The 23,346-nt window shown below is 49.0% G+C and carries 19 protein-coding genes and 1 tRNA gene; 8 read left to right on the forward strand and 12 right to left on the reverse strand.

Annotation, left to right across the window (positions count from 1 at the left end; translation table 11 throughout):
• Window positions 1-7: 7 nt before the first annotated feature.
• The gene (locus IJG50_09085; protein ID MBQ3379994.1) at window positions 8-628 is read left to right on the forward strand and encodes a peptidase C39; all 621 of its coding nucleotides are present in this window, start codon (window positions 8-10) and stop codon (window positions 626-628) included.
• Window positions 629-685: 57 nt separating this feature from the next.
• Here the strand turns inward: IJG50_09085 and IJG50_09090 are convergent, their stop codons facing one another.
• On the reverse strand, window positions 686-1,063 hold the full coding sequence (locus tag IJG50_09090) for a RidA family protein (GenBank protein ID MBQ3379995.1): 378 nt from the start codon (window positions 1,061-1,063) through the stop codon (window positions 686-688).
• Window positions 1,060-1,806, reverse strand: a complete 747-nt coding sequence (locus IJG50_09095; GenBank protein ID MBQ3379996.1) for a tRNA threonylcarbamoyladenosine dehydratase — start codon at window positions 1,804-1,806, stop codon at window positions 1,060-1,062. Before IJG50_09095 ends, IJG50_09090 begins: the two co-directional genes overlap by 4 nt.
• Before the next feature lie 209 nt (window positions 1,807-2,015).
• On the opposite strand from IJG50_09095, the gene nifS reads away from it, so the two are divergent.
• Together nifS and nifU are read left to right on the forward strand one after the other, a co-directional pair.
• Window positions 2,016-3,206 (forward strand): cysteine desulfurase NifS, encoded by a 1,191-nt coding sequence (gene nifS, locus IJG50_09100; protein MBQ3379997.1) that lies wholly within the window; start codon window positions 2,016-2,018, stop codon window positions 3,204-3,206.
• Window positions 3,193-3,630, forward strand: coding sequence for a Fe-S cluster assembly scaffold protein NifU (gene nifU, locus IJG50_09105; GenBank protein ID MBQ3379998.1), 438 nt, complete (start codon window positions 3,193-3,195; stop codon window positions 3,628-3,630). The genes nifS and nifU overlap by 14 nt, the downstream gene beginning before the upstream one ends.
• A gap of 104 nt (window positions 3,631-3,734) precedes the next feature.
• On the opposite strand, the gene IJG50_09110 is transcribed toward nifU, so the two are convergent.
• Window positions 3,735-3,810 (reverse strand) — tRNA-Trp (locus IJG50_09110).
• Between the two features lie 158 nt (window positions 3,811-3,968).
• Here IJG50_09110 and IJG50_09115 point away from each other — a divergent pair.
• The 3 genes from IJG50_09115 to IJG50_09125 all read left to right on the forward strand — a co-directional run bounded on the left by IJG50_09115 (window position 3,969) and on the right by IJG50_09125 (window position 6,798).
• Window positions 3,969-4,841, forward strand: a complete 873-nt coding sequence (locus tag IJG50_09115) for a B12-binding domain-containing radical SAM protein (GenBank protein ID MBQ3379999.1) — start codon at window positions 3,969-3,971, stop codon at window positions 4,839-4,841.
• Window positions 4,842-5,004: 163 nt separating this feature from the next.
• A complete protein-coding gene (locus IJG50_09120) occupies window positions 5,005-5,802 on the forward strand; it encodes an SDR family oxidoreductase (protein MBQ3380000.1) in 798 nt (265 codons plus the stop codon).
• Between the two features lie 21 nt (window positions 5,803-5,823).
• Window positions 5,824-6,798 carry a helix-turn-helix domain-containing protein gene (locus tag IJG50_09125; GenBank protein ID MBQ3380001.1) on the forward strand — a complete coding sequence of 325 codons (975 nt, stop codon included), beginning with the start codon at window positions 5,824-5,826 and terminating at the stop codon, window positions 6,796-6,798.
• 142 nt (window positions 6,799-6,940) lie between these two features.
• On the opposite strand, the gene IJG50_09130 is transcribed toward IJG50_09125, so the two are convergent.
• The 9 genes from IJG50_09130 to rpoB all read right to left on the reverse strand — a co-directional run bounded on the left by IJG50_09130 (window position 6,941) and on the right by rpoB (window position 20,291).
• Window positions 6,941-7,345 (reverse strand): cupin domain-containing protein, encoded by a 405-nt coding sequence (locus IJG50_09130; protein ID MBQ3380002.1) that lies wholly within the window; start codon window positions 7,343-7,345, stop codon window positions 6,941-6,943.
• Window positions 7,346-7,390: 45 nt separating this feature from the next.
• Window positions 7,391-7,792, reverse strand: coding sequence for a cupin domain-containing protein (locus tag IJG50_09135; GenBank protein MBQ3380003.1), 402 nt, complete (start codon window positions 7,790-7,792; stop codon window positions 7,391-7,393).
• A 97-nt stretch (window positions 7,793-7,889) separates the two neighbouring features.
• Window positions 7,890-9,092, reverse strand: a complete 1,203-nt coding sequence (tuf, locus tag IJG50_09140) for an elongation factor Tu (GenBank protein MBQ3380004.1) — start codon at window positions 9,090-9,092, stop codon at window positions 7,890-7,892.
• 126 nt (window positions 9,093-9,218) lie between these two features.
• A complete protein-coding gene (gene fusA / locus IJG50_09145; GenBank protein ID MBQ3380005.1) occupies window positions 9,219-11,288 on the reverse strand; it encodes an elongation factor G in 2,070 nt (689 codons plus the stop codon).
• Window positions 11,289-11,337: 49 nt separating this feature from the next.
• Complete coding sequence (gene rpsG, locus IJG50_09150) at window positions 11,338-11,808, reverse strand: 30S ribosomal protein S7 (GenBank protein ID MBQ3380006.1); 471 nt, start codon at window positions 11,806-11,808, stop codon at window positions 11,338-11,340.
• Window positions 11,809-11,989: 181 nt separating this feature from the next.
• Complete coding sequence (gene rpsL / locus IJG50_09155) at window positions 11,990-12,412, reverse strand: 30S ribosomal protein S12 (protein MBQ3380007.1); 423 nt, start codon at window positions 12,410-12,412, stop codon at window positions 11,990-11,992.
• Window positions 12,413-12,473: 61 nt separating this feature from the next.
• Window positions 12,474-12,731 (reverse strand): ribosomal L7Ae/L30e/S12e/Gadd45 family protein, encoded by a 258-nt coding sequence (locus IJG50_09160; protein MBQ3380008.1) that lies wholly within the window; start codon window positions 12,729-12,731, stop codon window positions 12,474-12,476.
• Window positions 12,732-12,986: 255 nt separating this feature from the next.
• On the reverse strand, window positions 12,987-16,502 hold the full coding sequence (gene rpoC / locus IJG50_09165; GenBank protein MBQ3380009.1) for a DNA-directed RNA polymerase subunit beta': 3,516 nt from the start codon (window positions 16,500-16,502) through the stop codon (window positions 12,987-12,989).
• Window positions 16,503-16,559: 57 nt separating this feature from the next.
• Window positions 16,560-20,291 (reverse strand): DNA-directed RNA polymerase subunit beta, encoded by a 3,732-nt coding sequence (gene rpoB / locus IJG50_09170; protein ID MBQ3380010.1) that lies wholly within the window; start codon window positions 20,289-20,291, stop codon window positions 16,560-16,562.
• A 486-nt stretch (window positions 20,292-20,777) separates the two neighbouring features.
• Here rpoB and IJG50_09175 point away from each other — a divergent pair, with 486 nt between their 5' ends.
• Together IJG50_09175 and IJG50_09180 are read left to right on the forward strand one after the other, a co-directional pair.
• Complete coding sequence (locus IJG50_09175; protein MBQ3380011.1) at window positions 20,778-21,872, forward strand: glycerol dehydrogenase; 1,095 nt, start codon at window positions 20,778-20,780, stop codon at window positions 21,870-21,872.
• Window positions 21,873-22,020: 148 nt separating this feature from the next.
• Complete coding sequence (locus IJG50_09180) at window positions 22,021-23,328, forward strand: replication-associated recombination protein A (protein ID MBQ3380012.1); 1,308 nt, start codon at window positions 22,021-22,023, stop codon at window positions 23,326-23,328.
• Window positions 23,329-23,346 lie beyond the last annotated feature (18 nt).

Consider the following 23,346-nt stretch of genomic DNA (forward strand, 5'->3'; position numbering starts at 1 on the left):
CTCTTTTATGAAAAATCCGCTTCATTATCAATTATCAGAATACGACTGCGGCCCGACGTCTCTTTTAAACGCTCTGAGCGTACTTTTTGAGCGTGAGGAAATCGCGCCGGATATTATACGAAACATTATGCTTTACTCTCTTGACTGCTACACAAGCGATGGCGCACAGGGCAAAAGCGGAACGTCTCATATGGCTATGATGTTTTTAAGCGGCTGGCTCGACGGCTTGGGAAAAGTGGGATATATGCCTGTTTCCTCAAGATATCTGCGCGGCAAAAAAGTATTTATCGGTCAAGACAGTCTCATAAACGACGCTCTGAAAAGAAACGGCGTCGCAGTCGTCCGTCTCTTTTACGACGTGGAGCATTATGTTCTCCTTACCGGCGTTCGCGAAGAAAACATACTTATGTTTGACCCTTACTACGAAACAGAGGCCTTTCCCCACAGCGATATACATATTACTTTGAACCATCCCACGTTTTATAATCGCATAGTGCCATTCACTTATTTCAATAAGGAAACCTGCGATATTTATTCGCTGGGCGATCCAAAGCTTCGAGAGGCAGTTATTCTATTTAACGAAACCACAAAGCTTACCGAGGATAGTACGATCGAATACTTTATTTAAAAAAGCCACGGGCTTTATTAAAGCTCGCGGCTTTTTTATTGATTTGATTTGTTCATTCTAAGCGCGCTTATGTGCAATTACCTCTATCTCTACAAGCGCGCCTTTCGGAAGTTTTGCAGCTTCCACGCAGCTTCTTGCGGGCTTGTGGGAAAAGAATCTTTCGTATACTTCGTTAAATGCAGTAAAATCATTCATGCTCTGTAAAAAGCACATCGTCTTTACAACGTCGCAAAGTTTTGCATCCGCCGCCTTCAAAACGGCTTCGAGATTTTTTATTACCTGCTCTGTCTGGGCCTTGATGTCGCCGTCAACAAGTGTCCCGCTTTTCGGATCAATGGGTATCTGTCCCGAAGTAAATATAAAACCTCCGGCTTCCACGGCCTGCGAATACGGGCCTATTGCTTTAGGGGCATTATTTGTTTCAATAGTCTTCATTTTTCATCACCTGTATCTAAATTGTTTTTTATAATATCCTTTATGACTTCCGAAGCGATTATAAAACCAACTACCGGAGGCACGAACGATACGCTGCCCGGCGCGTGTCGAGTACCGGACGTCATTTCTTCATCCGGCGCTTCCCCTGCGGCAAATGAAGCGGGAGGCTCTTTTGAATATACGACTTTTAAGCGCTTTATCCCCCTCATTTTCAGCTCTCGCCGCATTACCCTTGCAAGCGGACATACAGACGTTTTATAGATATCCGAAACCTCAAACGCCGTCGGATCAAGCTTATTTCCCGCGCCCATCGAGCTTATTACGGGAACATCGGCTTTGACAGCGTTCTCTATAAGACACAGCTTTCCGGTAACGGTATCTATCGCGTCAACTACATAGTCATAATCCGAAAAATCAAACTTATCCGCCGTTTCGGGCGTATAAAAGACCTTATGCGTGTTTATCCTTAGATTTGGGTTTATATCAAGGCAGCGCGCACGCGCCGCATCGACCTTATACTGACCTATCGTGCTGTGAAGAGCATGTATCTGCCTGTTAAGGTTAGTGATACTCACCTTGTCAGAGTCAACGATGTCCAGCGCGCCGACTCCCGCGCGCGCCAGTGCCTCCGCCGTACAGCCGCCAACGCCGCCGACGCCGAACACGGCTACGCGCGATGCACGAAGACTCTCCATGGCTTTTGTGCCCAATATAAGCTGTGATCTTGAAAACTGATTAAGCATTTTTCACTTCCCGCTGTATTAAATATACTTCTATATTTAAAATAATAGCAAATATATACTAAGCCGTCAACATATGTACTATGCGTTGTGTTCAAGTTCACAAAAAAGCATTTTCCTATTGACTTAATAGGTTTATTGCGCTATAATTCCCTTTAGCAGATAAGACTGCTGTACATCAACTTATTTTATGAACTTCAGAAGGTGATTTTATGCAGATTTATGCAGATAATGCGGCCACAACAAAAATGAGCCGCACGGCAATAGATGCAATGACTGCCTATATGAATGAAGTTTACGGCAACCCGTCAAGCCTTCATTCGATAGGTCAAACGGCCGCCGAAGCGCTTGAAGACGCCAGAGCGCGCGTAGCTGCCGAACTTGGCGCAAAACCGCGTGAGATATACTTTACCTCAGGCGGCAGCGAGGCGGACAATCAGGCTATAATATCAGCAGCGACTTTCGGCGCCAAAAAAGGTAAAAAACATATCGTTTCAACTGCATTTGAACACCATGCAGTACTCCACACGCTCGACAAGCTTAAAAAACAGGGCTTCGAGGTAACGCTTTTAGACCCGCACGAATGCGGCATAATCACAGCTTCCGAGGTGGCCGCCGCAATACGCGACGATACTGCTCTCGTAACCGTAATGTACGCTAATAACGAGATCGGCACGATACAGCCGATAGCAGAGATAGGCGCGGTGTGCAAGGAACGCGGCGTTATTTTCCATACTGATGCGGTCCAGGCGGTAGGTCATATAAAAATCAATGTTAAAGAGCAGAATATAGATATGCTTTCGCTCTCCGCTCACAAATTTCACGGCCCCAAGGGCGTTGGCGCGCTCTATTCAAGAGTGGGGATACCGCTTACAAATATCATAGAGGGCGGCGCACAGGAGCGAGGAAAGCGTGCCGGAACGGAAAATATCCCCGCCATTATGGGCATGGCCGCTGCGCTGGACGAAGCGTGCTCAAAGATAGACGAAAATCGTGATAAGCTTGTTAAAATGCGCGACAGGCTCATCGAGGGGCTTTCCGAGATACCTCATTCAATAGTAAACGGCGACAAGACTTGCCGCCTGCCGGGAAACGTCAACATGTGCTTTGAGGGCATCGAGGGCGAGTCACTTCTCCTTCTTTTGGACGCTAAGGGCGTGTGCGCATCGTCGGGTTCGGCCTGCACTTCAGGCTCTCTCGACCCTAGCCATGTGCTGTTATCCATAGGGCGCCCCCATGAGATCGCGCACGGCTCTTTAAGGCTCACGCTCTGTGAAGAAAATACCATGGATGAAGTTGAGCATATTATCAAAGCAGTTAAAGAAGTTGTAGAGTATTTAAGGGAAATGTCACCCGTTTGGCATGATTTAAAGGAGGGCAAAAAACAATATGTTATACAGTGAAAAAGTAATGGATCATTTCCAGCACCCGAGAAATGTAGGCATAATCGACGACGCAAGCGGCGTGGGCGAAGTAGGCAACGCAAAATGCGGCGATATCATGAAGATATACTTAAAAATCGAAAACGATATCATCACCGACGTAAAGTTCAACACGTTCGGCTGCGGCTCCGCTATCGCAACAAGTTCCATGGCTACCGAGCTTATAAAGGGCAAGCCCGTTTCCGAAGCGCTCGAGCTTACGAACAGAGCGGTCGTTGAAGCCCTTGACGGACTTCCGGCTCACAAGCTCCACTGTTCCGTGCTTGCCGAAGAAGCCGTAAAGGCTGCCGTAAAGGATTATTATGACAAAAACGGCATCGAGTATGATCACACTCTCTTCCCCGACTGCGAAAACTGTGATAATTGCGACTCTTGTCAGAACTGAATAAAATCATAAAAAAGACCCGCTTTTCGCAATGAGAAGCGGGTCTTTTTTGCGCTTTAGCCCAATAAAAGAAAGCCTTGATTTATCAAGGCTTTCTGCACATTTGGCAGGGGCAGTAAGGATCGAACTCACGACACGCGGTTTTGGAGACCGCTGCTCTACCGGCTGAGCTATACCCCTTTATGTGACTATGAAAGTATATCACAGTTTTTTTGCTCTTGTCAATATTTTTTTCAAAAATCGTATCCGTCATTCAAACCTTTTTCATGTTCGCTTTGTTGACCGATCGCCGGATGGGTGATATATTTAAACAAAGACTATGGAGGCGATTTTTCAAAATGATATACGAAGGCACGATATACAGACCGCCGAGCGAAGCATACAGCCTTATAATACAGCACACTATAGGCTGCGCCAGAAACGACTGTACCTTCTGCTCGATGTATAAGGACAAAAAATTCAGGATAAGAAAGCCGTATGAAGTCATTGCCGACCTTGAGGACGTGCGGCGGCGATACCGCGGCCCTGTTGACAAAATCTTTTTAGCTGACGGCGACGCGCTCATAGCGAAAACGGAAGACCTTTTGACTGTACTCGGCGCAATAAAGCGCATTTATCCCGAGTGCGAACGCGTAACCTCGTACGGTGCGCCTGCGGATATCCTCCAAAAGTCGCCCGAAGAGCTTGCTGCGCTGAACGAAGCGGGACTTAAAATGGTCTACGTCGGCCTTGAATCGGGCGACGACGTTGTTCTTAAGAATGTGAAAAAAGGCGTAACGGCCGCCGAGATCGTCGAGGCCGGCAAAAAGCTTCGTGCAAGCGGTATAAAGCTCTCCCTCACCGTGATATCCGGTCTTGGCGGCAGAGCGCGCCTAAAAGAGCACGCCATACTTTCTGCAAAATGCGTAAGCGAAATAAAGCCCGAATATCTCGGTTTTCTCACGCTTATGGTAATAAAGGGCACCCCCCTTTACGACGACGTGCAAAGCGGCAGATTTGAGCTTCTTTGCGCGCCCGAGGTGGCTGAGGAAATGATACTCTTTTTAGAAAATGTAGACAGTGAAGGCACCGTATTTCGCTCAAATCACATATCTAATTATATAAACCTGCGCGGCACTTTCAACCGCGACAACGCGCGCCTTATTGCGCAGGTAAAGGACGCTATGCGAAACGAAGCGTATAAGCCCGAATTTTACAGACAGCATCTTTAATGCATAAATTATTCCGGACATGTTTCCCTGACTGCTCATTATAATGATCATCATGCATTTTGCCGTGTTGGCGCGAATTGATTATCACATGGCGCTCAATGATGTTACTCTCCCCTATTGTTTTTTGTATAATCAAACCGACAAACAAAACGGAGGTATTATCATGGAAAAGAAATCAGCGCTCATAACCGGCTCAACGGGCGGCCTTGGCTCCTGCTTCGTTAAGCTCCATGCCGAGCGGGGCGGCGACCTCGTTCTCGTTGCGAGAGGAAGCGAAAAGCTGCAAGCGCAAAAGACCGAAACCGAGGCAAAATACGGCGTGACAGTCCACACAATTGAAGCAGACCTGTCAAATCCGAAAGATGTTGATAGGATTTATGCCGTATGCAAGGAAAACGCTTGGAATATTGATTTTCTCATAAACAATGCCGGCTTCGGCGGTCAGGGCAACTTCGCAAGAGAGCGTACGATGGAGCAGGATATGAGCATGATCTCAGTTAATATAGAAGCACCCACAAGATTGTGCAAGCTTTTTCTCCCCGATCTTATCGAAAGAAAGGGCAAAATACTCAATGTATCCTCTACCGCAGCAATTATGCCGGGGCCTCTGCAGGCGGTGTATTACGCGACTAAAGCATATCTCACCAGTTTTTCAAACGCGCTTTGGCGCGAGCTTAAAGACGCCGGCGTAACAGTCACCGCACTCATGCCCGGCGCAATGCAAACGGGATTTGCAAATGCGGGCGGCCTTGCCGATACGAAGCTTTTTGCAAACGCGGTAAAGCCTGACGACGTGGCAAAGGACGGCTACGAGGGAATGCTTGCAGGAAAGCTAAACGTTATATCGGGGCTTCCCGGCTGGCAGTCTCCAATGATGAAAATGGCTCCGATGTTCCCAAAAAAGACGATGCTTGATTTTGTATATAATCAGCAGCTCGCGGGCAGCGCCAAAAAGCAATAATTACCGTTTGGAGAAAGAATAATGACGAAGTTCGTACTTGACGGCAGATACGGCGATCTGCTGAAATATCACGGCATAAACCTTGAATGTGTGCTGAAAAAGGCCATGCTTCCTGCCGATACATTTGCTCACAGGAACACTTTAATGACAGAAGAGCAATATTTTAGGTTTATGGAAGCGTTGGGGACGCTTTCAAACGGAAGCGAGACTGCGATAAAACTTGCCTCAACGAATAAAATCGAGAGCTTCTCACCTCCGATTTTTGCCTCATACTGCAGTAAAAATGGGAAAACATGCATTGAGCGTCTTGCAAAGTACAAAAAGCTTATCGGTCCTTTAGCTTTTAATATAAAAAACGACGTAAAAACGCTGTCCGTTACGCTTGAGTCAGCAGGCGAAAACGAACTCCCGCAATTTCTCATAATGTGCGAAATGGCATTTCTCGTCAATATAATAAGAAGCGCAACGGGCGAACATATCTCCCCCGTATACGCCAAGATGGGTCGCCCTGCCGACAGACTGTTTTCGGATCATCTCGGATGCAGAATAGATAAAGGTGATAATTTAATTGCATTTGAGCTTAAAGACCTTGAAGTGCCGTTCATAAGCCATGACGATGAGATGTGGAGTTTCTTCGAGGGAGAGCTTAACAAACGCCTTTCCGATCTCGACGTTGACGACAGCATAAGCGCCCGCGTAAGAAGCGCGCTTACCGAACTTTTGCCCTCAGGCGAATGCGGAATTGAAAACGTCGCCGAAAAACTCGGCTTGACAAAGCGAACGCTTCAGCGCAAGCTGAATGAAGAAAACACAACGTTCCAAAAGCAGCTTAACGGAACACGGGAGCTGCTTGCAAAGCACTATATCGGAAACACGGATATGAATGCAAACGATATAGCCTTTCTCTTGGGTTACGCAGAGCTTAATTCATTTTTGCGCGCCTTTCGTATCTGGACGGGCATGAGCATAAGCGAATATAAAAGCAGCCTGAAATAAGAAAAGGCGTCTGATACGCGCGCAGAAAAGCTTCTCTATTCTATATTCTACGTACCGGGCAACGCCCTCAAGGCCGAATAAAACTCTCAAAACGCAAAAACGGTTCCCTCTCAGGAACCGTTTTTATTCGTAAAAGCTATACTTAGATCTTAAAGCCCATGCCCATAGCGGTCTTGTTTCTGTCCTCGCCTGTCGGCTTGTCGGGCAGGTTGAGCTCGAAAACAACTGCGGGCTCCTTGAACGGATTGCCGATACCATGGCTCTGGCCTGCGCGAACGTACATGACGTCGCCGGGGCCTACTATGGTCTCTTCGCCGTTGTCATTGTAGGAAGCGAAACCGGATACCATTACAAATACTTCCTGAGTATTGTCATGCGGATGTAACGGGATGTTGCAACCGGGCATAAGTACGGAGCGTGCCCACTGATTGAGAGCGCCGTCGGTGTCAGCCTTCGTTGCGATAACGTTCTGAATGCCTGCCTTGTCTTCCGACGGGAACGGATAAACGACCTGCTTGAACGGATTATCGGTGTATCTTCTGATCATTGTATGTGCCTCCTTAAAAAATTATCGTAATAAATAAGCAGCTAATTAGATGTTGAAGCCCATCTTGGACGCCTTACCGCTGTCAGTGCCTATAGGAGTATCGGGAAGGTTGAGCTCAAAAACAACTGCAGGCTCCTTGAACGGATTGCCTATAGCGTGGCTCTGGCCTGCGCGAACGTACATAACGTCGCCGGGGCCTACTATGGTCTCTTCGCCGTTGTCGTTGTAGGAAGCGAAACCAGATACCATTACGAATACTTCCTGAGTGTTCTCATGCGGATGCAGCGGAACCTGGCAGCCAGGTAAAAGGACTGAACGAGCCCACTGATTGAGAGCGCCGTCGGTGTCAGCCTTCGTTGCGATCACGTTCTGAATGCCTGCCTTGTCTTCCGACGGGAACGGGAAAACGACCTGCTTGAACGGATTGTCGGTATATCTTCTGATCATTGATAATTCCTCCCAAATGTTTCAAAAAAATAGAAAGCCTGTTTTTATAACAAGAGGACTGCCGCCGGACAGTCCTCTTATTCAGTTTATAATCAAATTACTCGTTGATAGCTGCAACAACGCCGGAACCAACCGTTCTGCCGCCCTCACGGATAGCGAAACGTAAGCCCTGCTCGATAGCGATGGGGCTGATAAGCTCAACATTGATGGTAGCGTTATCGCCGGGCATGCACATCTCAACGCCTTCTTCAAGCGCGATCACGCCGGTAACGTCGGTAGTTCTGAAATAGAACTGCGGACGATAGTTGTTGAAGAACGGAGTATGACGGCCGCCCTCAGCAGTGGTAAGAACGTAAACCTCGCCCTTGAACTTGGTGTGCGGGTTGATGGTGCCGGGCTTTGCAAGAACCTGACCTCTTTCGATCTCGTTTCTCTGAACGCCGCGCAGTAAGCAGCCTACGTTGTCGCCTGCTTCGCAGTAGTCAAGAAGCTTTCTGAACATCTCGATACCAGTAACAACGATCTTTCTCTTGTCTTCTCTGAGACCAACGAGCTCAACTTCTTCGGAAAGCTTAAGAGTACCTCTCTCAACTCTGCCCGTAGCAACGGTGCCGCGGCCGGTGATGGTGAATACGTCCTCGACAGGCATAAGGAACGGAAGATCGCTCTTTCTGTCGGGAGTCGGAATGTAAGAGTCAACTGCATCCATAAGCTCTATGATGGACGCGTACTCCGGAGCATTCGGATCGGTGGAAGCGCTCTCAAGTGCCTCAAGTGCGGAACCCTTGATGATCGGGGTATCGTCGCCCGGGAAGCCATACTCGGTGAGAAGCTCTCTTATCTCCATTTCAACAAGCTCTAAGAGCTCGGGGTCGTCAACCTGGTCGCACTTGTTCATGTATACGATGATGTAAGGAACGCCAACCTGACGGGAAAGAAGGATGTGCTCTCTGGTCTGCGGCATCGGGCCGTCAGCTGCGGAAACAACGAGGATAGCGCCGTCCATCTGAGCTGCGCCGGTGCTCATGTTCTTAACATAGTCAGCGTGTCCGGGGCAGTCAACGTGAGCGTAGTGACGGTTGTCAGTCTCATACTCAACGTGAGCGGTGTTTATTGTGATACCTCTTGCTCTCTCCTCGGGAGCCTTGTCGATCATGTCATATGCTTCGAACTGAGCCTGACCCTTGAATGCAAGCACCTTGGTGATGGCAGCGGTAAGAGTAGTCTTACCATGGTCAACGTGACCGATAGTACCGATATTTACATGGGGTTTACTTCTGTTAAATTTCTCCTTTGCCATGTTTAATCCTCCTTAAATCCTTTATAAATAATTATTTTACTCTTAATAATGTTCTATAGATTATTGTATATTTTATTTACACAAAAATCAATGATATTTTTTAATTTTCACTAAAGCCGATTGCACTTACTTGCCGGAGATGATCTTCTCCTGAATGCTCTTCGGAACTTCAATGAAATGGCTGGGCTCCATGGTGTACTGACCGCGTCCCTGAGTGCGCGAACGAAGGTCGGTCGCATATCCGAACATCTCGGAAAGAGGTACGTTAGCCTCTATCTGCTGTGCGCCCGGAAGCGCGGAGAAGCCTAATATCTGGCCGCGTCTAGAGTTTAAGTCTCCTATGACGTCGCCGATATAGTCCTCAGGTACTATACATACGACCTTCATTATAGGCTCAAGTATAGTGGGATCGGCCTTCTTCATTGCTTCCTTAAAAGCCATTGAACCTGCGATCTTGAACGCCATCTCGGAAGAGTCTACCTCGTGATACGAACCGTCGTAGAGCGTTACGATAACGTCGACAACATTGTATCCCGCAAGTACGCCCGACTCCATAGCGCCCTGAATACCTGCATCGACAGCGGGAATGTATTCCTTCGGAATAGCGCCGCCGACGATCTTGTTTATAAACTCGTATCCCTTACCGGACTCGTTGGGCTCAACGATGATCTTAACGTGACCGTACTGACCCTTACCGCCCGACTGGCGCGCATACTTGTGATCCACGTCGACCTTCTTGCGTATCGTCTCCTTATAGGAAACCTGGGGACGGCCTACGTTTGCCTCGACCTTGAATTCACGGAGCAGTCTGTCAACGATTATCTCAAGGTGAAGCTCGCCCATGCCGGCAATTATGGTTTGACCTGTATCTTCATCGGTATAAGTTCTGAACGTCGGGTCTTCCTCTGCAAGCTTGGAAAGAGCTATGCCCATCTTTTCCTGACCTGCTTTAGTCTTGGGCTCGATGGCAACTCTTATAACAGGCTCCGGGAATTCCATTGATTCAAGAATTATAGGCGCATTCTCAGCGCAGAGCGTGTCGCCGGTCGTGGTGTTCTTAAGACCGACGGCTGCTGCGATATCGCCGGAATAAACCGTGGGGATATCTTCGCGGTCGTTCGCGTGCATCTGTAAAAGACGTCCCATGCGCTCTTTATTTCCCTTTGTCGCGTTTAAAACGCCGCTGCCGGCATTTATCGTACCGGAATATACTCTGAAGAAGCAGAGCTTGCCTACATACGGGTCGGTGGCGATCTTGAATGCAAGCGCCGAGAACGGCTCTTTATCGTCCGCATGACGAGCCTCTTCCTGCTCGGTGCGCGGAACGATGCCCTTTATCGGGGGTATATCAAGCGGCGACGGCATGTAATCTACTATGGCGTCAAGAAGCTTCTGAACGCCCTTGTTCTTATAAGAAGTTCCGCATACTACGGGTACGAACTTATTTACTATAGTAGCTTTACGTATAGCCGTTTTTATCTCGGGTATCGAAAACTCGTGACCCTCAAGATAAAGCTCTGCAAAATCATCGTCAACATCGGCCAAGGCTTCGATCATCGTCGCGCGATATTCCTCTGCGGTATCCACCATATCTGCGGGGATATCCTCAAGGCGCATATCCTTGCCGATATCGTCGTAATAGACGTACGCCTTCATTTCAAGCAGGTCGATTATTCCTTTGAAATCGGCTTCAACACCTATCGGAAGCTGAAGCGCGACTGCATTGCAGTGAAGTCTGTCGTGCATCATTTTTAAGACTCTGTAAAAATCAGCGCCCATTATGTCCATCTTGTTGATGTATGCCATTCTGGGTACGCCGTACTTGTCGGCCTGGCGCCATACAGTCTCGGACTGGGGTTCAACTCCACCCTTAGCACAGAAAACAGTAACTGAACCGTCGAGCACTCTAAGTGAACGCTCAACTTCAACCGTAAAGTCAACATGTCCCGGGGTATCAATTATATTGATGCGATGGTCGAGCCATCTGCAGGTAGTAGCCGCGGAGGTTATCGTTATACCGCGCTCCTGTTCCTGCTGCATCCAGTCCATAGTTGCTGAGCCTTCATGTGTTTCGCCTATCTTGTGCGTTCTTCCCGTATAATACAGGATTCGCTCTGTGGTCGTAGTTTTTCCTGCGTCTATATGGGCCATTATGCCAATGTTTCTAGTCATCTCAAGTGAAAACTGTCTTGGCATATGTCCTCTCCTTTCAATACTGCGGTCAAACAAATCCGCTTAATCGTTATTACCATCTGTAATGTGCAAACGCCTTGTTGGCTTCTGCCATTCTGTGAGTATCGTCCTTCTTCTTGACAGCAGCGCCGGTATTGTTCACTGCGTCAAGGATCTCGTTTGCAAGGCGCTCGGCCATCGTTCTTTCGCTTCTTGCTCTGGAGTAAACTCTGAGCCAGCGAAGACCAAGGGTCTGACGTCTTTCGGGACGTACTTCCATAGGAACCTGATAGGTGGCACCGCCGACACGGCGAGCCTTGACCTCGGTCACGGGCATGATATTGTTTAAGCCCTCTTCAAATACTTCCAAAGGTTCTCTGCTTGTCTTTTCCTTGATGATATCGAATGCATCGTAAACTATACGCTGCGCAACGCCCTTCTTACCGTCATACATAATATTGTTGATAAGGCGGGTTACCATCTTCGAATTATACATAGGATCAGGCAAAACATCTCTCTTTGGTACATTACCTCTTCTAGGCACTATTCTTCCCTCCTTCTAAAAATAATAAGCTATCATAGGTACTCGAAAGCCCTTTGCTTCCGCAAGCGCTCGTGAGGTCAATGTTGATCCTCCGCCCCAAAAGTGCGGTCCCGCACCGTTCGGGCGGTGGATCGACAATCACGCACACTATGCACTTTGCGTCTGAGTTGTTTTGCGTGTCCTATTTGCTTGACGCCTTCGGCTTCTTAACGCCGTACTTTGAACGCGCCTGCATTCTGCCGTTGACGCCCTGCGTATCGAGCGTACCGCGAATAATGTGGTAACGCACACCAGGGAGGTCCTTAACTCTGCCGCCGCGAATAAGAACAACGCTGTGTTCCTGAAGGTTGTGTCCTACGCCGGGAATATACGAGGAAACCTCGATACCGTTCGTGAGTCTTACTCTTGCGACCTTACGGAGAGCCGAGTTAGGCTTTTTCGGGGTCATGGTCTTTACCGTAGTGCAAACGCCTCTCTTTTGCGGAGAGCTCTGGTCTATCGGACGCTTCTTCAAGGTGTTCATACCCTTTTGCAGCGCCGGAGCCGTAGACTTCTTTATCTGAGTCTCTCTGCCCTTTCTTACTAACTGGTTAAAGGTAGGCATTTTTTTCCTCCTTTCTTTAAAATTTTATATCAAAACGGGACGAGCCCGGTTTGAGCAAAAATCACGCATTGAACGTCGCTGCCGCTGCACAGCCTACGTCTATACCGCACATTTTTCCGAGAGTGCGCATAGACGATACCCATACTATGGGGATATACAGGCTTTCAGAAAGCGCAACTATAGGAGCAATAAGCCGTTTTTCGGCATCCGATGCAAGATACAGCGTTTTAACGGCGCCGCTTTTTAAAGCCTTCTTTACTTGTTTTATACCGCATATGGCGTTCTCGATCTTTAATGCGTCTTTAATAAAAGTATGCATTTTATTTACTCCTTTGCAGGCCTGCTGTTTCAAGTACAGCATATGCCCACAGTAATTTATGATACCATTTGATACGGAAAAAAGTCAATATCTATTCTAACAAAAAAGATTATACCTATACTATATCTTTTCATAATATTGCATAAGGCGATTTTTGCCTGTATTTCTGCGGATTTTCAAGTGATGATCCGGCTTATGAAAGAAGCGCAGCGAGGATCGTTCATTTCGATCTTCGCTGCGTCTTTAATAAATATATTACTGTACTTCTTCAACCTCTATGCCGGCGTTGTACATTGCCATGCCGGTTCCGGCCGGTATCAGCTTGCCGATTATTACGTTTTCTTTAAGACCTATAAGCGGATCTATCTTGCCCTTAATGGCAGCATCGGTGAGAACGCGAGTGGTCTCCTGGAACGAAGCTGCCGAAAGGAACGAATCGGTAGCAAGCGATGCTTTTGTGATACCGAGAAGCACGGGCGAGCATACTGCTTCGCGCAGATCTATCTCCCCTGCCTCGATACGCTCTCTGATCTTTTCGTTTGCAGTCTCAAAATCGCTTATATCGACAAGAGAACCCAAAAGCAGATCAGTGTCCCCGTTGTCCTCGACTTTTACTTTCTTCATCATCTGGCGAACAACTATTTCGATGTGCTTGTCGTTTATATCAACGCCCTGCATCTTGTAAACGCGCTGTACCTCCTGGATAAGATACGTCTGCACGTCTACAGCGCTTTTTACCTTTAAGATATCGTGCGGATTTACGGAGCCCTCCGTTATCTCGTCGCCCAGTTCCACATGCTGTCCCTCAATCACCTTGAGGCGCGAGCCGTATGCGATGGGATAATCTCTCTCCTCTCCGGTCTCCTTATTAAAGATAATAACATGGCGCGACTTCTTTATCTCCTCTATGCGCACCTCGCCCGAGATCTCTGCAAGTATTGCGAGATTCTTCGGCTTTCTCGCCTCGAAAAGTTCCTCGACCTTCGGAAGACCCTGCGTAATGTCGTTGCCCGCAACGCCGCCCGTATGGAAAGTACGCATCGTAAGCTGGGTGCCGGGCTCGCCTATGGACTGGGCCGCTATTATGCCGACAGCCTCGCCGATGTTCACAAGGCCGCCGGTGGCAAGGTTGGAACCGTAGCACTTAGCGCATACGCCATGCTTTGCTTTGCATCCCAGCACGGAGCGTATCTCAAGGCTTTTTACGCCTGCGTCGGCGATCTTTTCTGCCATCGCATAATCTATCATTTCACCCTTGGCAATAAGCAGCTCGCCCGTTTCGGGATGAAATACGTCGTGGCATGTAAATCTGCCGGGGAGACGATCCTTTAATTTCTCTATTACTTCGTTGCCGTCGCGTATCTCGGATACGGTTATGCCTCTTTCGGTGCCGCAGTCGTTCTCTCTTATTATTACCTCCTGCGACACGTCGACAAGACGCCTCGTAAGGTAACCCGATTCGGCAGTTCTTAAGGCCGTGTCGGCAAGGCCCTTTCTTGCGCCTCTCGAGGATATGAAGTATTCGAGTATATTAAGGCCTTCACGGAAGTTGACCTTTATCGGTATCTCAATCGTGCGTCCGGCGGTATTTGCCATAAGTCCGCGCATACCTGCAAGCTGGCGTATCTGGTTTATGGAGCCGCGGGCGCCGGAGTTTGCCATCATGTTGATAGGATTAAGGTCGTCAAGATTGTCCTCAAGCGCCTTCGTTACCTTCTTCGTCGTCTTATCCCATTCCTTAATAACGAGCTGATATCTTTCCTCGTTGGTTATAAGGCCTCTGTCATACTGGCGCTGTATGCGCTCAACATGCTCTTCCGCCTCATGGATAAGAACGGGCTTTTCGTCGGGCACTACCATATCGGATACGGAGATCGTTATAGCGCCGCGCGTCGAATATTTAAAGCCTGTGGACTTTATCTTATCGAGCACCTCGGCAGTTTCAGTGGGGCCGTGTATCCTTATGCATCTGTCGATTATCTCGCCCAGCTTCTTTTTGCTGGTGAGGAATGCTATTTCAAGGTCAAAACGCTTTTCGGGGTCGTTTCTGTCAACAAAGCCCAGATCCTGCGGAATGAACTCGTTGAATATGAGACGTCCCATAGTTGCGTCGATTATCTTGGAGCACTTTACGCCGTCTATCTCTTTTTCAACTCTTACCTTTATCTTCGCGTGAAGCGTTATAAGGCCCTCGCTGTACGCCATCATCGCTTCGTTTACGCTGGAGAACACCTTGCCCTCGCCCTTTTCGCCGTCGCGTACGCCTGTAAGATAATACGAACCTAATACCATGTCCTGCGTCGGAACGGTAACTGGCTTGCCGTCCTGAGGCTTTAAAAGGTTGTTCGCGGAGAGCATGAGAAATCTTGCTTCGCTCTGCGCTTCCGCTGAAAGCGGAACGTGTACAGCCATCTGGTCGCCGTCAAAGTCGGCGTTGTACGCCGTACATACGAGCGGATGGAGCTTAAGCGCCCTGCCTTCTATAAGGATAGGCTCAAAAGCCTGGATACCGAGTCTGTGAAGCGTGGGGGCACGGTTCAACAGCACGGGATGATCCTTTATAACGTCCTCGAGCGCATCCCAGACCTCGGGGCGCACCTTTTCTACCATTTTCTTCGCGCTCTTTACGTTTGTCGCAAGTCCCTTGTCTTCAAGGCGCTTCATTACGAAAGGCTTGAAAAGCTCAAGCGCCATTTCCTTCGGAAGACCGCACTGATATATCTTAAGCTCAGGGCCGACTACGATAACGCTTCTTCCGGAGTAGTCAACACGCTTACCTAAAAGGTTCTGTCTGAAGCGGCCCTGCTTACCCTTTAACATATCGGAAAGCGACTTTAAGGGGCGGTTGTTCGGGCCCGTTACGGGGCGGCCGCGCCTGCCGTTGTCGATGAGAGCGTCAACTGCTTCCTGAAGCATGCGCTTCTCGTTTCTTACTATGATATCGGGAGCGCCGAGCTCCAAAAGCTTTTTAAGTCTGTTGTTTCTGTTTATAAGCCTTCTGTAAAGATCGTTTAAGTCGCTCGTTGCAAATCTGCCGCCGTCGAGCTGCACCATCGGGCGTATCTCAGGCGGTATAACGGGAATGCAGTCGAGTATCATCCATTCCGGCTTGTTGTTGGATATTCTGAAAGCCTCAACTACTTCGAGCCTTTTTACTATGCGCATCTTCTTTTGGCCGGTAGCTGTTTTAAGCTCCTCTTTGAGCTCCTCCGAAAGCTCGTCAAGATCTATCTCCTGCAATAGCTTCTTTATGGTTTCCGCGCCCATTCCCGCCTCGAAGCTGTCCTCATACTTATCGCGCATATCGCGGTATTCGGCTTCCGTAAGCACCTGCTTTTTCATAAGCCTCGTGTCGCCCGGGTCAGTGACAACATACAGCGCAAAGTAAAGTATGCGCTCAAGTATTCTGGGCGACATGTCAAGTATAAGTCCCATGCGCGACGGTATGCCCTTGAAATACCATATATGAGACACGGGCGCCGCCAAATCTATATGACCCATTCTCTCTCTGCGCACCTTTGACTTCGTTACCTCAACGCCGCATCTGTCGCACACCTTGCCCTTATAGCGTATGCGCTTATATTTTCCGCAGTGGCACTCCCAGTCCTTCGTGGGGCCGAATATCCTTTCGCAGAAAAGTCCGTCGCGTTCGGGCTTTAATGACCTGTAATTTATAGTTTCCGGCTTCTTTACCTCGCCTCTTGACCATCCTCTTATCATTTCGGGAGACGCAAGACCGATTTTTATTGCTTCAAATACATTGTGATCCAAATGAACCGCTCCTTCTCATTTCATTTGATTTAAATTCACTCATGCGTGGCCGTTTGATCAATCGTCAAAATTCAATTCGCCATGCTGCTCGGGTTCTTTTGCGTCCGGCTCCTCGGCAGAAAAGCCTATGGAATCAAAATCGAACTCCTGCGCATCATCCTCATCATCTTCAAAGCCGCCGCCTTCAGCGTCAAAGTCGTCCTGCGTAAACAGTTCGTCTCCCACGCCGCGCATATCGCCGAGCTCTGCTACTGCCACATCCGTCTCATCATCGTCGTCAAGCGATTCTTTAAGCTCTATCTCCTGCATATCTTTTGCAAGCACTCTGACGTCGAGACCTAAAGACTGCATTTCCTTTATGAGCACCTTAAACGATTCGGGAACTCCCGGCTTAGGCACATTTTGTCCCTTAACGATGGATTCATACGTTTTCACACGTCCCACAACGTCGTCGGATTTTACGGTAAGTATCTCCTGAAGCGTGTAAGCCGCGCCGTATGCCTCAAGCGCCCAAACCTCCATCTCGCCGAATCTCTGTCCGCCGAACTGCGCCTTACCGCCGAGCGGCTGCTGAGTTACGAGCGAATACGGGCCTGTCGAGCGCGCATGTATCTTATCGTCAACAAGATGGGCAAGCTTTAAGAAGTACATATATCCTACCGTTACGGGGTTGTCGAACGGCTCGCCCGTGCGTCCGTCATAAAGTATGGATTTGCCGTCGGGAGAAAGACCCGATTCTCTTAAAAGCTGCTCTATGTCCTTCTCGTTTGCTCCGTCGAATACGGGAGTCGCCACCTTATAGCCCAGCTTGTTCGCCGCATAACCGAGATGCACCTCGAGCACCTGTCCTATGTTCATACGCGAAGGTACGCCCAGCGGGTTTAAAACTATATCGAGCGGCGTGCCGTCCGGCAGGAAAGGCATATCCTCCTGCGGAAGTATGCGTGAGATAACGCCCTTGTTTCCGTGGCGTCCCGCCATCTTGTCGCCTACCGATATCTTTCGCTTCTGCGCGATATATACGCGTACGACCTTGTTTACGCCGGGGGTAAGCTCATCTCCGTTTTCGCGGGTGAAAACCTTAACGTCAACAACTATGCCCGACTCGCCGTGAGGAACTCTTAAAGACGTGTCGCGCACCTCTCTTGCCTTCTCGCCGAATATGGCGCGAAGAAGTCTTTCCTCGGCCGTAAGCTCGGTCTCGCCCTTCGGCGTTACCTTTACTACAAGAATGTCGCCGGCGCGCACCGTCGCGCCTATTCTTATTATGCCGTTTTCATCAAGATCCTTAAGCGCGTCCTCGCCCACGTTGGGGATATCTCTCGTTATCTCTTCGGGGCCGAGCTTCGTATCTCTTGCCTCTATTTCATATTCTTCTATATGAATGGAAGTATATACGTCGTCGCGCACGAGCTTTTCGTTTATTAAAACGGCGTCCTCGTAATTGTAGCCTTCCCATGTCATAAAGCCTATGAGCACGTTCTTGCCCAGCGCCATCTCGCCGTTGTCGGTGGAGGGGCCGTCAGCTATTACTTCGCCCTTCTTAACGCGCTGTCCGCGGTTCACTATCGGGCGCTGATTTATGCACGTGCCCTGGTTCGAGCGCTTGAACTTCAAAAGCTTGTGAACTTCTCGTTCTCCCGAATCAAAGCGAACGACTATCTCGTCTCCGCTGACCTTTTCAATTACTCCGTCGTCGCCCGCAAGTCGCGTAACACACGAGTCCACGGCCACCTTATACTCCATGCCCGTGCCTACTATCGGGGCCTGCGTCTTTAAAAGCGGCACGGCCTGGCGCTGCATGTTGGAGCCCATGAGCGCACGGTTTGCGTCGTCGTTCTCAAGGAAGGGTATCATCGCCGTTGCAATTGATACGAGCATCTGAGGAGATACATCCATATAATCGACCTGAGCGCGGTTTATAAGAAGTATCTCGTCACGATAGCGGGCGTTTACCATCTGGCGTTTAAAGCATCCGTTCTCATCAAGAGGCTCATTGCCCTGAGCTACGACGTAGTTGTCCTCAACGTCTGCCGTCATGTATTCTATCTCGTCGGTGACTCTGCCCGTTTCCTTGTCAACCTTGCGATACGGCGCCTCGATAAAGCCGAACTCGTTTACTCTTGCGTAAGACGCAAGGTACGATATAAGACCGATGTTGGGTCCTTCGGGCGTCTCTATGGGGCACATTCTGCCGTAATGCGAATGGTGAACGTCGCGCACCTCAAAGCTTGCGCGTTCACGCGAAAGACCGCCGGGGCCGAGAGCGGAAAGCCTGCGCTTATGCGTAAGCTCCGCAAGCGGATTCGTCTGATCCATGAACTGCGACAGCGGCGACGAACCGAAAAACTCTTTTATGGCCGCAACTACGGGGCGTATATTTACAAGCGCCTGCGGCATTATGGTGTCTATCTCCTGAGTCTGCACACGGTCGCGTATCGTGCGTTCCATACGGGCAAAGCCTATGCGGAACTGGTTCTGCAAAAGCTCGCCGACCGAGCGCAGGCGACGGTTGCCGAGATGGTCTATGTCGTCGTCCGTGCCTATTCCGTATGCCAAAGCGTTAAGATAGTTTATAGACGACATTACATCGTCAATGATTATATGCTTGGGAATAAGATCGTCTATTCTCGCCTTTATTTCCGCCTCTATTTCATCATCGCTGTCTTTTGTTTCTATTATCTCTTTTAAAACGTCGAAGCGCACCTTTTCGGTTATCTCAAGCTTTTTGGCGATTTCGGGCGAAACGAAGTCGGTAAGCGTTACCATACCGTTGGAGAACACCTTTACTTCCTCGCCGTCAACGTCGAGAAGCACGAGGGATACGCCTGCGCGCTCTATAGCCATTGCCTTTTCGGCAGAAAGCTTTTCTCCCGCCTCTGCAAGGATCTCTCCGCTCATGGGATCGGCTACCGCATCTTTAAGCGTCTTTCCCGCGATTCTTCTGCCGAGCGCAAGCTTTTTGTTGTATTTATATCGTCCTACCTTTGAAAGGTCGTATCTTCTTGCATCGAAGAACATGGTGTTCACGAGCGAACGCGCGCCGTCCGTTGTAGGCGGCTCTCCCGGCCTCAGCTTCTTATAAACTTCTATAAGGCCCTCGTCCACGTTTGTCGTGGTGTCCTTTTCAAGCGTTGCAAGTATACGCGGGTCGTTGCCGAAAATGTCTAATATCTCTTTATTCGTGCCGAAACCGAATGCACGGATAAGCACGGTCACGGGTATCTTTCTGTTTTTGTCTATACGCACGAAAAACAGATCATTCGAGTCCGTCTCATATTCAAGCCATGCTCCGCGGTTGGGGATAACGGTCGTAGCATAAAGGTACTTGCCCGTTTTATCCTGTTCCTTCGTATAATATATGCCGGGCGAACGCACGAGCTGGGACACTACAACACGTTCTGCGCCGTTATATATAAACGTACCTGAGGGCGTCATCTTCGGAAAGTCGCCCATGAAAATTTCCTGTTCTTTTATTTCTCCCGTTTCCTTGTTTGCAAGCCTCAGCTTCACCTTTAAAGGAACGCAATATGTCGTATCGCGCTCTTTGCATTCTTCGATATTGTATTTCGGAGTTTCGTCAAGAGTATAATCCACAAAATCCAGAACAAGGTTACCGGTATAGTCAACTATGGGAGATACATCGCGAAAAACTTCACGAAGCCCCTCCTCCAAAAACCACGCATATGAATTTCTCTGTATCTCGATAAGATTAGGCATTTTTAATACCTCGGAGATCTTAGAGAAGCTCATTCTCGTGTTATTTCCGTACTGCACAGGTTTAACCACGATCGCATCACTCCATTCACGGTTAATTAGGTTTCATCCGTCCGATATGCGGCAGATCTTTAAGTCGATATACAGGTTCAGACATAATTGCACTTTTGTTATATATTTTCAACAATTTTTTTAAAAAACTGTTGCAAAATATAAAACCGTCCGTTATAATACGAGTAAGGGCAAGTGTACACCTCTTATCAAAATTGCCGCATATGCAGTTAATTAGTTTAACACCTTTTTTTATGTTTGTCAATGCATTTTTATTGCATTCGGCTATTTTTTTTGCGTAAAAATACATATATATTATTTTATACTATATTTATTCAGTGTTTACCGCTCTTAAAGAGCTTCTGTCAGTTGTCTCTGTTCTCTTTTTAAGCCTTTTGTATATTTTAACGCTTTTTTCTTTAAAAGAGCTTTAAATCCTAAAAAAACAAGTGTATAATAAAAAAATAAGTTACAGACCTTAAAAAAATATACTGGAGGTTTTTTATCATGCTTAGAGTATTAAGAGTACCCCCCAAGTTCATTTTGGGCAGAAACGCGCTTTGCGAATTAAGACAGCGCTGCGGCGTTGGCAAGCACTATCTCGTTATCGGCGGCAAGAGAGCTCTCGCACAGACGAAGCCGAAGATCGAAAAGAGCTTTGAGGGCGCAGACGAGACCGTTATGTTCCATCAGTTCTCCGGACTTTGCAGCTACGAAGAAGTTGCAAGAACCGAAAAAATGATCGAAGAGAACAATATAGACGTTATCGTAGGCGTAGGCGGCGGCAACGCGCTCGACACCGCGAGAGCTGCAGGCACCAACAAGGGCATCTATGTTATAATGGCTCCCACCGTAGCCGCTACCGACGCTCCCTGCACGTCCATATCCATGTACTACAAGGAAGACGGCACCGGCATCGCAGGCTACAGCTATTTCCACAAGAACCCCGATATGGTCATTGTTGACTCCGAGATAATGGCGAAGGCTCCCGTGCGCTACTTCATCTCCGGTATGGGCGACGCAATAGCTACGTACTTTGAGGGACGCACCTGCTACGAGCAGAACGTTCCCACCTTCTCTCAGGGCACTATCTCGAAGACGGGTCTTGCTCTGGCTCGCATGTGCTACGACAACCTTATGGAGACGGGTTATCTTGCGCTTCAGGCTGCAAAGAAGGGCGTTGTTACCTCTACGTTTGAAGACTGCCTCGAGTCTACAGTATATTTAAGCGGCGTAGGCGGCGAGCAGACCGGCGTTGCGGGCGCTCACGGCTTCGGCAACTGGTTCGCTGCATTCCCTGAGGCTCACGATTACTGGCACGGCGAGAAGGTAGCGGTAGGTCTCGTTATCCAGCTCGTTATGGAGAACGCTCCCGAGCTTGAAGAAGTGCTCGAATTCCTCAACATGGTGGGACTTCCCACGATGCTCTCCGACATCGGCATCACCGATCTTGAGGCAGGCGCGGCAAAGATGGCCAAGCTCGTTGACATGAATCCGAACAGCTCCGTTAAGTACACCAAGGGCGACACCTCCTATCAGGCCGTTTACGATGCGATCATCGCGGCTCAGGAGATCGCTGCAGAATTCAAAGCAGGCTTCTGATTTTTCCAAAACCGTATTAAAGCCCGAAAAACGCGCGTCGTTTTTCGGGCTTTTCGTATTCCCGCCGCACTTGCAAACGCGCTCTTTGCTTGATATAATTTATATTATATCGATAAAAAAGGAGGCCGCCGCAGACGTGCAGATATCAATGTTTGAAAACAACGTGCCGCGCCCGCTTGCGGCGCGTATGCGTCCGCGCACTTTGGACGAAATAGTGGGACAAAAGCATCTTTTGGGCGAAGGCAAGGTACTCAGGCGCATAATAGAGCAGGACAAGGTGTCGTCCATGATATTCTGGGGCCCTCCCGGCATAGGAAAAACGACGATAGCAAACGTCATCGCCGCAAAAACAAAGGCGCGCTTTATAAATTTCTCCGCCGTGACGAGCGGCATCAAGGAAATCCGCGCCGTTATGAACGAGGCCGATCAAAACCGCGCCTTCGGCGATAAGACCATCGTATTTGTTGACGAGATACACCGCTTCAACAAGGCGCAGCAGGACGCTTTTCTGCCCTTCGTTGAAAAGGGCAGCATAATCCTTATCGGCGCGACTACCGAAAATCCGTCTTTTGAGGTAAACGGCGCTCTTCTGTCGCGCTGCAAGGTCTTCGTATTGAAGCCGCTTTCGCCGGACGACATATACGAACTTCTCACGCGCGCCGTAAAAAAGTGGTATGAGCTTGAAAAACAGACCGTCGAAATAAGCGAACGCGCGCTTCGAATGATAGCACAATTCGCGAACGGAGACGCGCGCACGGCTCTTTCAACGTTTGAGATGGCCGTGTTGAACGGCGAGATGGACGGCGACCGCGTCGCCGTGAGCATAGAGACGGTCGAGGAATGCACCTCGCGCAAGGCGCTTTTATACGATAAGAATGGCGAGGAGCATTACAATATTATCTCCGCGCTTCATAAATCAATGCGGAATTCCGACGCCGACGCCGCCGTATATTGGCTTGCGCGTATGCTCGAAGCGGGCGAAGACCCGCTTTACGTGGCGCGGCGCGTCGTGCGCTTCGCAAGCGAGGACGTGGGGCTTTCGGACCCGCGAGCGCTTGAGATAGCCGTCGCCGCGTATCAGGCATGCCACTTTATAGGAATGCCCGAATGCAGCGTGCATCTTACCGAGGCCGTGATATATATGTCGCTTGCGCCGAAATCCAACGCTATGGACGCCGCGTACCTTGCCGCGAAGACGGACGCGCTTAAAACGATAAGCGATCCTGTGCCGCTCGTCATACGAAACGGCGTAACGAAGCTCATGCGAGACGAGGGATACGGCAAGGGATATATTTACGCGCACGACACGAAGGACAAGCTCTCGGATATGCAGTGTCTCCCCGACTCGCTTTTGGGGCGCGAATATTATAAGCCCACCGAAGAAGGGCTCGAGGGCAGGTTCAAAGACAGGCTCTTAAAGATAAAACAATGGAAAAAAGACCGCGGCGCGAAATAAATATGCGTCGTCAATATA

Source organism: Clostridia bacterium (assembly GCA_017405765.1).
Lineage (GTDB): Bacteria > Bacillota > Clostridia > Oscillospirales > RGIG577 > RGIG577.